Below are 15,418 nucleotides of genomic sequence, written 5' to 3'. Positions count from 1 at the left end.
ATGACAGCCAATAAAGTGCCAAAGCCCGAGGAAACGGGGCCTGAAAAAGCAGGCAGCCCGGCGGTTGCGGCGGCACGGATTGCGCCTGATCCGGGTGATATGCCGCTGCTCATGGCGCTGCGCAGCGCCGATATTTGTGTTTTATATCAGACACCTGATCTTCTTTACACTATGGCAGAAAATTTGCCGCCGGTGTTAAAGGCCGGCTGGCGGCCTTTCTGCCGTGATAGTGATATATTTCCACCGGCGGCAGCGGCCCAAATGGAAAATGTGAAAAAACGCTTGCTGGCCGGCGGGCAAACGGCGCGGCTGGAATTCAGCCTGTCGCCAAAACCTGCCGGCCAAATGGCGGGGGCGGAGAATCAGAGTAATTTTGCCGCCGGGCCGGGCAGTTTGGCACCCGGCCTTGCCGGGGAAAGAATGCCCGAAAGCAGCAATGACGGCCATGGCAGCCAGGCTTTATGGTATAAATTTTTCATTGAGGCGCATTGTGATGCGCAAGGCAAAATTTTGGGGCTGGTGACAAGCGGAGTCAATATTTCTGAATTGCGCGCCCGCGAAGAAGTGCTTAAAATCCTGCTGCGTGAAGTGAGCCATCGCTCTAAAAATCTTTTGGCGATTATTCAGAGCATTGCTACGCAAACAGCGCGTTTTTGCCATAATATTGGCAGTTTTCTGAAAAAATTTCAGGGGCGGTTGCATTCGCTTTCTTCTTCGCAGGATTTGGTGACCGATTCCGACTGGCGCGGCGCTTTATTGCAGGATCTGGTTTTTGCCCAGTTGCGCTTTTATACGGAGAGCATTACCGATAAGCAGCATTGCTCTATCTCTGTGCAGGGGGAAAATCCCTATCTTTTTCCCTCTGCTGCTTTGCATATTGGCCTGGCTTTGCATGAGCTGATTATCAATTCTGCCGCTTTTGGCGTTTTGGCGCTGGGCCGGGGCAAAATTGCTGTTAACTGCCGGGCAGAGGGTGAGGAAGAATCGCCGCTGCCGGCTGCGGCAGCACTGGCCGGCAGCATGGCGGCGGTAAACAGGGTGCCGGCGGGCGGTAAAGCGCTAATATTGTCATGGCGAGAGGATTTCCCGGCAGAGGCAGCCGAATCAATGCCGCCGGCAGCAGCAGGATCGGAGCAAGGAAACCGGGCAGGAGGAAAAGCTGCCGCCGGCGATTTTATGACCGAAGCGCGTTTTGGCAGCATAATGCTGGAGCGGATTGTGCCGCAATCGGTTGATGGTGCGGCGCATTATAGTATAAAAAACGGCAGAGTAGAGTATTTTCTTAAAATACCCGTTGCACAATTTGCCTGATTTGTCTTATATTTAAATTATATTATGATGTTTATCGTATATTTCTTTGTTTATCTTCATAAACATTAAGTATATTTTTGGAAAACCGTATATTTTCCAGAATATATATTGTCTGTTTTCCCGTAAGAATTATGTTTATAACAGGCCTGGAAGTAATTATAATATTTCCTTTAGCCTTCTGCCGCTATTGAGCCAGTATAGAACAGAATTATATTACGCTTATTTATCTCATGGGAGTTTATGCTATGGCGCGCCGTATTGTGCCCAATTATCACCCTGGTGAAGTTTTGCAGGCGCGCTATTTATTTCCCGCCGGCCTTTCTGCTTACGCTTTAGCCAGAAAGCTGCATGTTTCCCCCAGTCGGATCGAGCGGATTATTGCCGGCCGCCTGCCGGTGACGATAGATACGGCGCTGCGCCTGGCCAGGTTTTTTGATATGGATCCGCATTATTGGCTGCAACTCCAGCAGGATTTTGATTTAAGTAGAATAAGTATTTCTATGCAGACTATATTGGCAGAAATCCGTCCTTTAAATTATTCATAAGAATAATTATGAATTATTACTGGTATTTTTTTGAATATATTGCATTTTTTAGAATAAATCAGGAGAAAAGCTTTGCTTGATAGCCGGCAAGGTTGCCGACCTGCCGGGCGTATCGGGGTAAAACGCCTCGGGGGGCAGGCGCCGATTTATGGAATAAACCTGTGCGGTGGCACCACGCCTATAGCTAATCAGAAAATGGGTCAGACCATAACATGTTTTTGTAAAAAAAAGTGCTTATAATATATTGTTTTCATTAGATATTTTTTAAGGCGCGGGAAATGTAAAAATCGGTGCGGGAAGCCTCGACCATTTCTTACCGGCAAAATTATTCTTTCAGTCCCCTCGGCGGCCAATATTTCCTTGTTGACCTCCCTTGTATAAGGGGTGATTTGTTCGTTTTTCGTCCAGCCCATTGTCGTTTTGGCTTGCGCATTGGCGCGCAGAGCGGGTGCCGCAAAAGGCGTGAAACGCGCCTGATATAATTTACTGAGAGGGGAAGTTTGCCCTATTGGCCGCGCACGCCTATTTAAACGGGTCAAAACCATACATTTTCCCCTCTTTGCGGAAAGAATAGCGCACTTTTTTGCGTTTTCGCTCCAGCTCGACAATAGTATCGGTGCGCTCTTCCTTGCCTTTTTTCCATTTATAAGCATGGAACATATCTTTGGCATAGCCGCCGCCGGCGGGGATTGTGTCGCCGGCCGGCACACCGCGCCGTCCGGATTTTAAATCCGGCAAGGCATTGACAGATTGCGCCTCAGGGGCAGAATCGGCCAAAACAGCGCGCGATTTCTGCAAAAGCTTTGCAACCGCCTTTTCATGGGCTTTGACAGCGTCTGCCTTGACTGGTTTCTTTATCTTGCCGCGCATAAGGCTCTCCTCTTTGTGAAGACCGCTCATTGCAATAATAGCAAGTATAAATATAGCCTATGCGCCCCCTTTTGGCAAATAGAAGCGCTTTTTAACGGCTGCGCGAACTAATATAAACAGCAACACCTTTCAGCTCACATTACTTCCTGCTTCAGGCCAGGGTGCCGTGGCAGTGCTTGTATTTTTTGCCTGAACCGCAGGGGCAGGGTTCATTGCGGCCGATACGCCCCCATGTTTCCGGATTTTTCGGATCGCGCTCCACTTTGGGGACAAAACGATTATCCGCCTGCCGCGACAGCAAAATACTATCATTCCCCTCATCTTCGCTGCTGAAATCAGGGTGAAACAACTGGCCGGGCAGCGGCGCCGGCGGGGGTGGCGGTGTTTCTACCAGCTCGAAGCGCATGAGTTTTGAAGTTACATCGCGGCGCAAATTGGTGAGCATAGCCTGAAACAGCTCAAAAGACTCCGTTTTATATTCATTCAGCGGGTCGCGCTGGGCATAACCGCGAAAACCAACTGCCGAACGCAGATTTTCCAGATTGGAAAGATGCTCGCGCCAGAGCGTATCTATGGTCTCCAAAATCAATAATTTCTGGAAATGATTCATCATTTCCGGCCCCATGCGCTCAGCCCTTTCCAGCGCTTTTTCATTCATGGCGGCGCGCACGCGTTCCAATATATCCGTTTCGCTGATCCCGTCTTCCTGCGCCCAGTCTTTCACCGGCAAATCAAGATTGAACAAATCGCGCAAATCATCTTGCAGGCCTTGGCTGTCCCATTGCTCGGCATAGCTGCCGGGGGGAAAGCGGCTTTCCACCAGATTACTTATTACCTCATCGCGCATTTCATGCACAGTCTCGCCCAAATCGCCGCTATCCATAATTTCGCTGCGCTGCTCAAACACTACTTTGCGCTGATCATTCATCACATCATCATATTTCAACAGGTTTTTGCGAATTTCAAAATTGCGCGCTTCCACCTTTTTCTGCGCTTTTTCCAGCGCTTTATTGACCCAGGGGTGGATAATGGCTTCTCCCTCTTTTAAGCCCAGTTTCTGCAGCATGCCGTCCATGCGGTCAGAGCCGAAAATGCGCATTAAATCATCTTGCAGCGACAGGAAAAACTTGGAGCGGCCGGGGTCACCCTGCCGCCCGGAGCGACCGCGCAGCTGATTGTCAATGCGGCGGCTTTCATGGCGCTCAGTTGCCAGCACATAAAGTCCGCCCGCCGCCAGCGCCTGCTCTTTTAACCGCGCCACATCTTCACGAATAGCGGCGATGCCGGCCTTTCTTTCGGCGCCCTCAGGCATATTCTGCAATTCATGGCGAATACGCATATCCATATTGCCGCCAAGCTGAATGTCCGTGCCGCGGCCGGCCATATTAGTGGCAATGGTCAAGGCGCCGGGCACCCCCGCCTGAGCGACAATATACGCTTCCTGCTCATGATAGCGGGCATTTAAAACCTGAAAATTGCGCACATTTTCACGCCGTAGCCGCTCGGCCAGATATTCCGATTTTTCAATAGAGGTTGTGCCCACCAGCACTGGCTGGCCCTTGGCCTGCGCCTCGCGAATATCACGAATAATCGCCTGATATTTTTCTTCTTCCGTGCGGTAAATTTCATCATCTTCATCAATGCGGATAACCGGCAGATTAGTGGGAATTTCCACCACATCAAGATTATAAATACTGGCAAATTCCTCTGCTTCGGTTGAAGCCGTGCCGGTCATGCCTGACAGCTTGCCATACATGCGGAAATAATTCTGGAAAGTGATGGAGGCCAGAGTCTGATTTTCCGGCTGAATTGTGACATGCTCCTTGGCTTCCAGCGCCTGGTGCAGGCCTTCCGAATAACGGCGCCCCGGCATCATACGGCCGGTAAATTCGTCAATAATGATAATTTCGTCCTGACGGACAATATAATCTTTGTCGCGCTGGAATAATTTATGCGCCCGCAAGGCATTATTCAGGTGATGGACAATAGAGACATTTTCAATATCATATAAATCCGCCCCGTGCAAAAGCCCCGCCGCGGCCAGAGTCTGTTCCATTTTCTCTGTGCCGATCTCGGTAAAGACAGCGGTTTTCTGCTTTTCGTCCACCTCATAATCTTCTGCCGTCAGCGCCGGGATAAAAGTATCTATCCGATTATAAAAATCAGACCGGTCTTCCAGCGGGCCGGAAATAATCAGCGGCGTGCGCGCTTCATCAATTAAAATGGAATCCACCTCATCGACAATGGCGTAATAATGGCCGCGCTGCACCATTTGCGCCCGCTCAAACAGCATATTATCGCGCAAATAGTCAAAACCCAGCTCATTATTGGTGGCATAAGTAATATCGCAGGCATAAGCGGCGCGGCGGGCGTCAGAATCCATATCATGGGTAATAACGCCGGTAGAAAGCCCCAGAAAGCCGTAAAGCCTGCCCATAGTCTCGGCATCGCGCGCGGCAAGATAATCATTAACCGTCACCACATGCACGCCTTTGCCGCTCAGCGCATTAAGATAAACGGGCAAAGTGGCCATTAAGGTTTTGCCTTCGCCGGTGCGCATTTCAGCAATGCCGCGATCGTGCAAAACCATGCCGCCAATAAGCTGCACATCAAACGGGCGCAGCCCCATTACCCGCTCTGCCGCCTCACGCGTGACAGCAAAGGCCTCAACCAGCAAATTATCCAGAGTTTCGCCGGCCGCCAGCCTTTGTTTGAATTCTGCTGTTTTCGCCTTTAGCTCTTCATCGCCCAGTTTCGCAATTTGCTCCGCCAATGCGTTGATCTCTGCCACGCGGGGCCGCAGGCTTTTAATATGCCGGTCATGCGAAGAACCGAAGAGTCGGCGCGCCAAACCACCTAAACTGACCATTTTCGGCCTTTCCGTAATTTTTTAAAGCTGCTTTTGCTTTATCACCTTGCAGGCCCCTCTTGCAAGCGCAAGGGTGATAAAGCTGCCTTATGCCTGGGGAAATGGGGGCAGGGACGACAAAATGCAAGCCGGTTTAGCTAAAAATGCGGCTATTGCCAGGGGTTGGAGCCGCAAAGCGCTTTTGCCCGCGCCACCAAGGCAAAAGGGAGATTGCGGCCCAAAAAAGCGGCAGGAATGCCGCCGGGCAGCAATATCTGCGACAAAACGGGGTAAAGATTAACAAAAACTAAAGAAAAGGCTTGACTCAACTTTATCAAAAAAGGCAAATTCAGCCTTGGAAAGCCGGAGAGGGGGAGGCAAATCCTCGTCAACAGGCCGGTCTTAATGTGTCTCTTGCCTGCTTCGGCGCAAAGCCGGGTCGGGCGCTGTTTTGGAAAACAGGCGTTTTGCGCCGCATTTAGTGAAATATGCTGCTTGTCAACAAATAATGCCGATTCCTTAAACGCGGAATTTCTGAGGAGTTTTTCATGAAATTGAGTTATAAAAGCCTTATCCTTGCTTCGGGGCTGGTTTTGGCAAGCAGTGTTGCTGCTGTGGCGCAGGCGCCTGCCGGGCAGATACCGGCTGCGGCCGGGCAAGATGCGGCTGCCGGGCTGCCGCCTGTTGCTGCTTTGTCGCAATCGGCCAGGCCGGACAGTATTATTGCCGTTCTGGACGGTAAAAATATGACCCTGGCGCAGTTGGACGCCTGGGCAAAGCTGATAAATCCGTCCCCTGATATGCCTGTTGATCAGCGCCGCTTGCAGGTTTTGCGCCTGTTGGTGACCATGCAGGCTTTTGCCGATGCCGCCAAAGCCGACAAGCTTGATTCTTCCCCTGAATTCCGGCAAAAAATGGAGCTGATGCAGCAATCTGTTTTGCAGCAGGCTTATATTGACAAAACCATTATGACGCCCATTCCCGATAAGGAATTAAAGGCGCGTTATGATAAGGAAGTTGCGGCTATGCCGCCGGAGCCGGAAATTCACGCTGAGCATATTTTGGTAAAAACCCAGAAAGAGGCTCAGGATATTATCAAACAACTGGCAAAAGGCGCTGATTTTGAAAAACTGGCCAAAGAGAAATCTATTGACGGCACCGCGTCTTTAGGCGGCGATCTCGGCTATTTTACTCCGGGGCAAATGGTTGAGGCCTTTGATAAAGCTGCTTTTGCTCTGAAAAAGGGTGAATATACCAAACAGCCGGTGCAGACGCAGTTTGGCTGGCATATTATTAAAGTGCTGGATATTCGCACAAAGCAGCCGCCGACATTTGATGAAATGAAGCTTTATCTGCAAAATGTGATTATGCGCGAGCGTTATCAGCAGGAGCAGCGGAAAGTGCTGGATAATCTCAAAGCCTCTTATCCGAATGCTGAAATCGCCAAAGCTATGGCTTTGCCGGCTTTGCAAGATGACGGCGCTGTCGACGACGATTAAGCTTTTTAAGGCACGGCTTCACCGGGAGAATCAGACTTCGGCTCCAGCGAGGTCTGGCTATCCCGGTTTCCATTTTGTGGCGTAATTTTCAGAGAAACAGCTTCTGGCTCACATAAGGGGCTGTGTCCTTTGCCGGCCTTGCCGTGATAGGCTGGATAGGGGCGGCGTTTTATCCGAATGCTGAAATCGCCAAGGCTATGGCTTTGCTGTGGCGGCGGGGTGTTGGTTGTGTTGTAATATATGTTTTATCGGGCAGCTTGCGGCTGCCCTTTTATTTTATAAAAATTTATAATATTTATTATTTTACTTAAAAAATATAAGTATAAAGTAAGAAATTATCCCGTATATTGGCAAATCAGTGATAAAGTTTGTTGAGGAAATGCTTGAGTGCTGCTATATTCGCGGCGCTTAAGTCGGACTGACGCCGTTTTTTAATTTAAGGAGAGATTTAATGCTTGGCGAATTTAGTGGTTTTTTTGTTATTTTAATTCCGGCCATTATTCTTATGGCTATCGGCACATTAAATGTTATGTATATTGTAAATAAAAATAATAAATAAAAGCAGAGCGCCGTGCCGGTGACAAAGTGAGAGCCTGTTGCCGCGCCGCCTGGCTTTGCCGGGTGAGCCAAGGGAAATTTATGCAAGCTGATTCTTTTTTATCCAGGCCGCTTGTGCTGGTTGCTGCCTGCGCTCTTGTCCGGCCTGATTATGCCGCTGCTTCAGGCGCGGCAGGTGAGGCCGCCATTTTATTGGCACAACGGCCTGAAGGGAAAAATCTTGCCGGTTTCTGGGAGTTTCCCGGCGGAAAAATAGAGCAGAATGAGCGGCCGGAACAGGCTTTGGTGCGCGAATTACAGGAAGAATTGGGGTTGGAACTTGCCGAGGCCGATTTGCAGCCGCTCAATTTTGCCAGCCATGCTTATGAAAAATTTCATCTGCTCATGCCGCTTTATCTCTGCCGTGCCTTTTCCGGGCAGCCGCAGCCGCGCGAGGGGCAGGCGCTGCAATGGGTCAGTGCGGCGGCGCTCAGCGCTGATTATCGGCATTATCAACAGGCCGGTCTGACCGGCGCAGCCATTATTGCCGCCGGCCGGCCGCGGGGGGCTAAGAGAGAGACAGAGCAGGGCAATCATATTGCCGCGCCGGCAGGCGTAAAATTTCCACTGCCGCCGGCCGATATTCCGCTTGTTCCGGCTTTGATTGCCGCCTTGAAAAGTTGAAAATTGCGGCTTGACAGCCTTTTGTGCGGCTCACGCGCACCTGTTCTTTGCTGCACCCGCCGCTACAGGGTCGAGCGTCCAGCCCGGGCGCTGTTTGCCCGGCTCAGGCGCGCGCCTGCGGCTGTCTGACAGGCTGTATTGCGCGGCGGCGAATACAGCTATTTGTCCGGTTTGCAATTTGGCCGCCTTGTCTGAACAGCTATGCTGATGATGAAAGCAATTCTTACAAGGGGGAATTGCAGTTTGCTTTCATTTTGCACGCTCCGCGCGCCCCTTCGGTTTGCACGCTCCGCGCGCCCCTTCGGTTTGCACGCTCCGCGCGCCCCTTCGGTTTCTGATAGATTCTCCGGAAGAGCGCGCCGTGGTATCTGTTTGCGGGTCATGGTAAAATCTTTGGGTTTCCCGGCGGTGTCAGGCCGGTTTCAGGCCGGCACAGGGAAAAAGCGGCAAAAATAAAAGCTGTTTCCTGCCCTTCCGGCGGCGCGCCTGCGGGAGGTAAGCAAGGTTTCTGCTTGTTTTATCGGCCTTAAAAGCGTAAGACAAATACGGAGAAATTTTATCCGGGCGAGAGAGAAGAGCAAAACCATGTCCAAACCGATAAAGATGAATAAAGCGGAAGCGGCGAAAATTGAGGCTGCCCTGCTGGCTGATGAGGCGCAATATTGTTCTTTCGGCGACACTGTGCATTATGTTGACCCGCCGAAAATCTTCGCCGGCTGTGAAGGCTCCTATATGTATGATTTGCAGGGCACGCCTTATCTTGACCTGCAAATGTGGTATTCTGCCGTTAATTTCGGCTATGCCAATCCGCGTCTGGACAAAGTGCTGAAAAGCCAGATAGATATTTTGCCGCAAGTGGCGAGCCAATATCTGCACCCGACAAAAATTGAGCTGGCCAGGACTATTGCCCAGGATATGCAGAAGAAGTTCGGCCATTCCGGGCGGGTGCATTTTAATGTCGGCGGCTCACAGGCTATTGAAGATTCGCTAAAAATCGTCCGCAATGCCAGCAAGGGCAAAAGTCTGATGTTTGCTTTTGAAGGCGGTTATCACGGCCGCACTTTGGGGGCTTCCGCCATTACTTCCAGCTATCGTTACCGCCGCCGTTACGGCCATTTTGGCGACAGGGCGCTGTTTATGCCCTTTCCCTATCCGTTTCGCCGCCCCAAAGGCATGACAGTGGAAGAATATGGCGAATTTTGCGTGAAGGAATTTGCCCGCCTGTTTGAGACAGAATATAATGGCGTGTGGGATCCCAAAGCGGGGGAAGCGGAATATGCCGCTTTTTATATTGAGCCGTTACAAGGCACGGGCGGCTATGTGGTGCCGCCGCGCAATTTTTTCCAGGGCCTTAAAAAAGTGCTGGATAAATATGGCATTTTGCTGGTGGTTGATGAAATTCAAATGGGCTTTTACCGCACCGGCAAATTATGGTCTATTGAGCATTTCGGCGTTAAGCCTGATGTGCTGGTTTTTGCCAAAGCCTTGACCAATGGCCTTAATCCGCTGGCCGGCTTGTGGGCGCGGGAAGAGCTGATTTGTCCGAAGCTTTTCCCTCCCGGTTCCACCCATTCCACTTTTGCCAGCAATCCGCTGGGCACAGCTTTGGGGCTGGAAGTGCTGCGCATGACTGCTGAGGTGGATTTTGAAACCATGGTGATGAAAAAGGGCGCTTATTTCCTTGCCGGTCTACAGGATTTGCAGAAAAAACATGTTGAAATCGGCGATGTTGACGGGCTTGGCCTGGCTCTGCGGGCAGAAATTTGCGAGGCAGACGGCTTTACCCCTAATAAAGCGCTGCTGGATAAGATGGTCGATATCGGCCTTGGCGGTGATTTAAATTATAAAGGGCAAAAATGCGGCCTGGTTCTGGATGTCGGCGGTTATTATAAAAATGTTATCACGCTGGCACCTTCGCTTTATATTAGTGAAGGAGAAATGGATCAGGCGCTGGAATTGCTGGATCAACTCCTCACCCGCGCCAAAAAAGGCTAAGCTTGGGCAGGTGCTCGAGCAGGCTCGTTGCAAAAATTTTAAACGCACTGCCCGCATGGCAGCGGGCGCAGCTGGCGGCAGGCTATAGAAATATAGAGGCACTATATCCGAAAATGGCAATATTTCACAAGAAGCCTGGTGCGGAGAACAGGCTTGCGGGTAATCGGCGATTGCGGCCTGCAAAGGCTGGGCAGACAGAGCGGGCAATGCCTGTTTGGCACAGTGATTTAGAGCCGGCTTATTTGCTGCGGCTGTTTTTTGCTTATCCGCCGCAGGATTTTACCGCTTATCAGCAGGTGATAGACAAAACCGGGGCAGCAATGACTGATGACGCCGCCAATTTGGGCGGCGCGGCCGGGGTGAGCGGTGAAGCAGGCAATAATCAGGGCACCGGGCGGCAGGCAGGGACAGACAAAGTCGGAGCTGCTGGAGAAAATACGGCGGCTGTTGAGACGGTGGCCAATGCGGCTAATATTAAAAAAGCAAAAAAATCTGCTAAAGGCAAGGAAACCGGAGAGGAAATTGCGGCTGCTGTTGCCGGGGTAGGTAATGCTGCCGCTGCCGGGGTGAATAATATTGGCGCGGTGGAAAAGGGCGCCTATGGCAAGGAAGCGCCGGGGCGAAGCGGGCTTTGCGGTGAGGCAGCCGGGTCGGGTGGGCGCTGCGGCGAGCAGTATTTGCCTTTATTTTCCTGCCGTTTCAACCTGTTAACGAGTTTGGAGCCGGCGCAATTACAAAAGCTGCAAAAATTACCTTTTTACAAAATTATAAAAAAACTGCTTACCTTTCGTAGTTTGTTTTTCGGCACTACGGTTTCAGAATTTGCGCCGCTGCCGGCGGCTTTTTCGCCGGCTCTGGCAGTAGCGGCGGCAGATTATCTGCTGGCGCAGGCAAAAAAATATCCCCTGGTGATTGTAAAAGATTTGCCGCAGGGCGAAAATGCTCTTGTTACACGGCAACAGGCCGCGGCGGGGCAAAATTTTGCCGCAGCTTTAACCGCGCGCGGCTTTATGGCGGTGGAGGGGCAGGCTCTGGCTTATGTGCCGGTGGATTATGCTGATATTGATGCTTTTCTGGCGCGCTTTTCCAAGGCGCGGCGTAAGGATTTTCGCCGTAAATTGCGGGCAAGGCAGAATTTAACCATAGAGGTTTTGCATAAAGGTGCGGCCGCTTTTGCCGATGAAGAACAAATAGACCTTTATTATCGCCTCTATAGTCAGGTTTATGCGCAAAGTACAGTGCATTTTGACCTTTTGACCAGAGATTTTTTCCGCGCTTTATTACAACAGGCTGATGACAGCCTGCGTTTTATTACTTATCGCGATAAAGAAGGGCGGCTTATCGGTTATAATATTTGCTTTATTATTGGCAACAGGCTGGTGGATAAATATATCGGCCTGGATTATCCGGCGGCTACGGATTACAGCCTGTATTTTGTCAGCTGGTTTTATAATTTGGCCTATGCGCGTGAGCAGGGGCTGCAATATTATGTTGCCGGCTGGACAGACCCGCAGGTAAAGGCCTGTTTGGGAGCAAAATTTATTATGACGCGCCATATTGTTTATATTCGCAACCCGCTTTTGCGCTGGGTTTTGCGCCGCTGCCGCTCCTGGTTTGAGGCCGAGGCGCAAATAGGCGCCTCACCCGCAGCAGGGAAAACGGCAGGAGCAGAGGCAGCCGAAATTGCCGGATCGGCAGCAGGCGAAGCATTGATGGCCGGTAACGCCGGCGCCTGGGCAGCTCCTGCCGAACCGGCGGCGGCAGGCAAAGCGGGAAGGGGCGGTAATGCAGCCGGTACAGCCTGAAGGCCCGCTTATTTTGAATTTTGACAATAGTGTCGGCACAATAAAGGGCGCTGTTTGCCTTGATTTGCAGGCCTGGCAGGAAAAAATCCGCTTTGCCTGCTCATGGCGTGATTTTAATGCTGTCAGTGCCTTTATCAGCGACAGATTGCCGCAGAATTACGGCACTGTCTTGCTGGGCAGCGGCGATTATCATCATATCAGCTATTTTCTTGTTAAAAAACTGGGGGAAAAATTATTGCGGCAACAGGCCGCCGGCGGAATAGAAAAAGCAAAGGCGGCAAGGCAAAGCCGGGCGCGGCCGGCGGCTCTTGCCGCTGCCTTGCCGGCGCAGATTGCAGCCGGGCCGGGGGCGGCGGCGCCGGTTCATGTGGTGATTCTGGATAATCACCCGGATAATATGCGGTATCCTTTTGGTATTCATTGCGGCTCATGGGTGTCGCATCTGGCGGCTTTGCCTTTTGTGGCGCGCATTGATGTGCTGGGCATTACGTCCAGTGATATTGCGCCGGCTCATGCGTGGGAAAACCGGCTTTTGCCGCTTTGGCGCGGCAAATTGCGCTATTGGTCGGTCGGGGTTGATACCGGCTGGGCGCGCTGGCTTGGGCTGCGCCATGCTTTTCGCAATTTTGCGGCAGTAGAGGATATGGCGGCCGCTTTCACGGCAGAGCAGGCCGGCCGCACTATGCCGGTTTATTTATCGCTGGATAAAGATGTTCTGGCGCCGGCTCTGGTGCACACAAACTGGGATCAGGGTATAATGGCAAAAGAGACACTTATTGCGTTGCTTACGGCTCTGAAAAGTCGCATAATAGCCGGCGATATAGTTGGCGAAGTTTCTGAATATCGCTATAAAAGCCCGTTCAAGCGCTTGATGAGTGCGCTGGACGGGCAGGCACGGGTGCCGCCGGCCGAGCTGTCTGCCTGGCAGCGGGTCAATCAGGTCTTTAACCGGCAAATATTGCCGTTTTTGCCGTGAAAATGGTCTGATTGGCCTGCTGCCTTATTCCCCGTGACGAAATTGCAACAAAAACGGAATCTTTGCGTTTAATAAAAGCGGTTCAGCCGGCAGGGCTTGCATTAAACGGAAAATATACATAAAACAGACAGATAAAATTTAAAAAGCGCAGCCGGATTTCGCCTGATAGTTTTTAACGCCGAAGATTCCTGAACAGAGCGTGTTTCATTGTGCAATATTTGCCTGTTCTATGATTTTTGCAGTAAAAGCGGCCTGTTTTTCGTGTAAACTGTGTTTCAAAGGCGTAAAGTGTTTTTTGGGGTTGATGAGCGGAGCGGCATGGCCACATTATCTGAAAGAAAATCTGCCTCTCCTATAGCAGGCAAACAAGCTGAGATTGCTGCTGTCTTTATTGATTTTGACGGCACGATTTGCCATAGCGATGTAACAGATATGCTGTTGCAGCAATTTGCCCCGCCGGAATGGGAGAAAGTGGAAGCCGACTGGCTGGCCGGCAAAATTGGCGCGCGGGAATGTCTGGCGCGTCAGATAAGTCTGCTTAAAGTGACGCCGGCGCGATTGCGTGCTTGTCTTGACAGTGTCACTATTGATGCGGATTTTGAGCCTTTTATAGCGCTGCTGCGGCAGGATTTTGTCCCGGCGGCCATTGTCAGTGACGGGCTGGATTATGGTATTCACCATATTTTGCGCGCTCACGGGCTTGATAATATTGCAGTTTTTTCCAATCATCTGGTTTATTGCGGCAGTGGCCGCTGGCGGCTGGATTTTCCGTATAAGAATAAAACCTGCCCGGCGGGGCATTGTAAATGCCGCCGTTTTGACACAGTGCCGAAAAGCGGACTGACAGTCTATATTGGCGATGGCGCCTCTGATTTTTGCCCTGTCAGTAAAGCTGATATTGTCTTTGCCAAGGGGAAACTGGCCGATTTTTGCAAAAAACAGCGGATAAACCATATTGAAATTAGCAATTTTGCCGATATTTTGAAAATTTGGCCGGATTTATTTTTTATTTATTCTTCTCAAATCAAAGGCGGCCGGGAGCAGGCGGCTTCATGATTCACGATGCAAGTTTTTTTCTGCCGGGCGGCAAAGCGGGGGTGTTGTTAATCCACGGTTTGACCGGCACGCCGGCGGAAATGCAGATTTTGGCCAAAGGGCTTAACCGCGCCGGTTTTACTGTTTCGGCGGTGCAACTGGCCGGCCATTGCGGCACAGAAGAAGATTTGATTAAAACAAACTGGCATGACTGGTATCGGAGTGTGTGCGATGAAGCCGGTAAAATGCTGCAAAAAGTGGATATGCTGTTTGTCGGCGGCCTGTCTATGGGTGCGGTGCTGGCGTTGAAACTGGCGGCCGATTATCCGGACAAAGTAAAAGCTGTCGGTGTTTATGGCGTTACCTTTTTTTATGACGGCTGGTCTATCCCCTTTTACGGGCGCCGTCTGGGCTTTTTGGCGACATGGTTCAAGCAGCTCGGCATATTGCAGAAAAGCGCTTTTATTGAGCGGCCGCCTTATGGCCTTAAAGATGAACGCATTCGCAAAACTGTGGCGGAATCCATGCTGGCGGGGGATAGCGCCTCAGCCGGGCTGGCCGGCAATCCCTTTCCCGCTCTGGCGGAAATGGTGAAATTAAGCCGGATTGTTCGCCGGATTTTGCCAAAAATTACTGTGCCCTGCCTGATTATGCACGCCGCCGATGACGATATTGCCAATATAAAAACCAATGCCGGGCTGGTGGCGCGCAAAGTGGCGGGGCCGGTAGAATTTGTGGCGCTGGAGAACAGCTATCATCTGATTACTATTGACCGTGACCGCAAGCGCGTTATTGAAAAAACGGCAGAATTTTTTTCGGCCTTTTGCCCGCCGCGCTTACTGGCGCGGGCAAAGCCGGCACATGAGAAAGCCGGCATTACATGAGCAATCTGGTATTCTGGCTATGGTTTGGCAATGTATTTTTTGATACAATAGGCCAGTTGGCCTTTAAAGCGGCGGCTATTGCTCCTGAAAACAAGCTGGCTGCCGAGGGCGGGGGCGGGCTTGTTGCTTATTGGTGCGGGCTGGTGCGGCGCCCGGCTTTATGGCTGGGGATTTTTTCCTATGTGGCAGAATTTTTGCTGTGGCTGGCTTTTTTAACCCTTGTGCCTTTGTCGGAAGGCGTTTTGCTGGGTTCTGTCAATATTATTGTAATTATGATTTTGGGGCGCCTGTTTTTTCACGAGAGTTTAACGCCGCTGCGGCTTATCGGTATTGGTCTGGTGGCTTTGGGTGTGGCGGTTGTCGGCGCCTTTTGAGCCGGGTTTCAACCTGCCGGCCGGGTGGGGGCTGAGCTGCTTTGACAAGGATAAA

At 51.2% G+C, this 15,418-nt stretch carries 13 protein-coding genes; 10 read left to right on the top strand and 3 right to left on the bottom strand.

Features of this window, described 5'->3' with window-relative positions; translation table 11 throughout:
• Nucleotides 1–99 precede the first annotated feature (99 nt).
• Both DPQ22_RS04470 and DPQ22_RS04465 read left to right on the top strand, forming a co-directional pair.
• Complete coding sequence (locus tag DPQ22_RS04470) at nt 100–1,311, top strand: sensor histidine kinase (protein ID WP_425305146.1); 1,212 nt, start codon at nt 100–102, stop codon at nt 1,309–1,311.
• Between the two features lie 230 nt (nt 1,312–1,541).
• Nucleotides 1,542–1,856 (top strand): HigA family addiction module antitoxin, encoded by a 315-nt coding sequence (locus tag DPQ22_RS04465; protein ID WP_246681477.1) that lies wholly within the window; start codon nt 1,542–1,544, stop codon nt 1,854–1,856.
• 200 nt (nt 1,857–2,056) lie between these two features.
• Here the strand turns inward: DPQ22_RS04465 and DPQ22_RS04460 are convergent, their stop codons facing one another.
• The 3 genes from DPQ22_RS04460 to secA all read right to left on the bottom strand — a co-directional run bounded on the left by DPQ22_RS04460 (nt 2,057) and on the right by secA (nt 5,595).
• Nucleotides 2,057–2,401: a hypothetical protein gene (locus DPQ22_RS04460; RefSeq protein WP_150213530.1), complete on the bottom strand. Its 345-nt coding sequence runs from the start codon at nt 2,399–2,401 to the stop codon at nt 2,057–2,059.
• Nucleotides 2,379–2,726 (bottom strand): hypothetical protein, encoded by a 348-nt coding sequence (locus DPQ22_RS04455; protein WP_150213528.1) that lies wholly within the window; start codon nt 2,724–2,726, stop codon nt 2,379–2,381. Before DPQ22_RS04455 ends, DPQ22_RS04460 begins: the two co-directional genes overlap by 23 nt.
• A 151-nt stretch (nt 2,727–2,877) precedes the next feature.
• Nucleotides 2,878–5,595 carry a preprotein translocase subunit SecA gene (gene secA, locus DPQ22_RS04450; RefSeq protein ID WP_150213526.1) on the bottom strand — a complete coding sequence of 906 codons (2,718 nt, stop codon included), beginning with the start codon at nt 5,593–5,595 and terminating at the stop codon, nt 2,878–2,880.
• A 527-nt stretch (nt 5,596–6,122) separates the two neighbouring features.
• Between secA and DPQ22_RS09160 the strand changes: the two genes are divergently transcribed.
• From DPQ22_RS09160 to DPQ22_RS04410, 8 genes are all read left to right on the top strand, one after another.
• Nucleotides 6,123–7,073 carry a peptidylprolyl isomerase gene (locus DPQ22_RS09160; RefSeq protein ID WP_246681476.1) on the top strand — a complete coding sequence of 317 codons (951 nt, stop codon included), beginning with the start codon at nt 6,123–6,125 and terminating at the stop codon, nt 7,071–7,073.
• Between the two features lie 639 nt (nt 7,074–7,712).
• The gene (locus DPQ22_RS09435; protein ID WP_150213522.1) at nt 7,713–8,294 is read left to right on the top strand and encodes a (deoxy)nucleoside triphosphate pyrophosphohydrolase; all 582 of its coding nucleotides are present in this window, start codon (nt 7,713–7,715) and stop codon (nt 8,292–8,294) included.
• A gap of 585 nt (nt 8,295–8,879) precedes the next feature.
• Entirely contained in the window at nt 8,880–10,289 is a 1,410-nt protein-coding gene (locus DPQ22_RS04435) for an aspartate aminotransferase family protein (protein ID WP_150213520.1), read from the top strand.
• 206 nt (nt 10,290–10,495) lie between these two features.
• Complete coding sequence (locus DPQ22_RS04430) at nt 10,496–12,094, top strand: peptidogalycan biosysnthesis protein (RefSeq protein ID WP_190323145.1); 1,599 nt, start codon at nt 10,496–10,498, stop codon at nt 12,092–12,094.
• Nucleotides 12,075–13,070 (top strand): hypothetical protein, encoded by a 996-nt coding sequence (locus DPQ22_RS04425; protein ID WP_150213516.1) that lies wholly within the window; start codon nt 12,075–12,077, stop codon nt 13,068–13,070. Before DPQ22_RS04430 ends, DPQ22_RS04425 begins: the two co-directional genes overlap by 20 nt.
• Nucleotides 13,071–13,358: 288 nt before the next feature.
• Nucleotides 13,359–14,126: an MtnX-like HAD-IB family phosphatase gene (locus DPQ22_RS04420; RefSeq protein ID WP_246681475.1), complete on the top strand. Its 768-nt coding sequence runs from the start codon at nt 13,359–13,361 to the stop codon at nt 14,124–14,126.
• Complete coding sequence (locus DPQ22_RS04415) at nt 14,123–14,989, top strand: alpha/beta hydrolase (protein WP_150213514.1); 867 nt, start codon at nt 14,123–14,125, stop codon at nt 14,987–14,989. The genes DPQ22_RS04420 and DPQ22_RS04415 overlap by 4 nt, the downstream gene beginning before the upstream one ends.
• A complete protein-coding gene (locus DPQ22_RS04410) occupies nt 14,986–15,363 on the top strand; it encodes an EamA family transporter (protein ID WP_150213512.1) in 378 nt (125 codons plus the stop codon). Before DPQ22_RS04415 ends, DPQ22_RS04410 begins: the two co-directional genes overlap by 4 nt.
• The last annotated feature ends 55 nt before the right edge of the window (nt 15,364–15,418 follow it).

The sequence above is a fragment of the Candidatus Tokpelaia sp. genome (genome assembly GCF_008636115.1).
GTDB lineage: Bacteria > Pseudomonadota > Alphaproteobacteria > Rhizobiales > Rhizobiaceae > QLZD01.
This window is presented reverse-complemented; position numbering and strand designations above follow the sequence as displayed.

Excerpts from the sequence above, each read along its gene's own strand:
- DPQ22_RS04410 (WP_150213512.1), top strand. The coding sequence starts at position 14,986 with ATGAGCAATCTGGTATTCTGGCTATGGTTTGGCAATGTATTTTTTGAT.
- DPQ22_RS04470 (WP_425305146.1), top strand. The coding sequence starts at position 100 with ATGCCGCTGCTCATGGCGCTGCGCAGCGCCGATATTTGTGTTTTATAT.
- DPQ22_RS04430 (WP_190323145.1), top strand. The coding sequence starts at position 10,496 with ATGCCTGTTTGGCACAGTGATTTAGAGCCGGCTTATTTGCTGCGGCTG.
- DPQ22_RS04415 (WP_150213514.1), top strand. The coding sequence starts at position 14,123 with ATGATTCACGATGCAAGTTTTTTTCTGCCGGGCGGCAAAGCGGGGGTG.
- DPQ22_RS04455 (WP_150213528.1), bottom strand. The coding sequence starts at position 2,726 with ATGCGCGGCAAGATAAAGAAACCAGTCAAGGCAGACGCTGTCAAAGCC.
- DPQ22_RS04460 (WP_150213530.1), bottom strand. The coding sequence starts at position 2,401 with ATGGTTTTGACCCGTTTAAATAGGCGTGCGCGGCCAATAGGGCAAACT.
- DPQ22_RS09435 (WP_150213522.1), top strand. The coding sequence starts at position 7,713 with ATGCAAGCTGATTCTTTTTTATCCAGGCCGCTTGTGCTGGTTGCTGCC.
- secA (WP_150213526.1), bottom strand. The coding sequence starts at position 5,595 with ATGGTCAGTTTAGGTGGTTTGGCGCGCCGACTCTTCGGTTCTTCGCAT.
- DPQ22_RS09160 (WP_246681476.1), top strand. The coding sequence starts at position 6,123 with ATGAAATTGAGTTATAAAAGCCTTATCCTTGCTTCGGGGCTGGTTTTG.
- DPQ22_RS04465 (WP_246681477.1), top strand. The coding sequence starts at position 1,542 with ATGGGAGTTTATGCTATGGCGCGCCGTATTGTGCCCAATTATCACCCT.
- DPQ22_RS04435 (WP_150213520.1), top strand. The coding sequence starts at position 8,880 with ATGTCCAAACCGATAAAGATGAATAAAGCGGAAGCGGCGAAAATTGAG.
- DPQ22_RS04425 (WP_150213516.1), top strand. The coding sequence starts at position 12,075 with ATGCAGCCGGTACAGCCTGAAGGCCCGCTTATTTTGAATTTTGACAAT.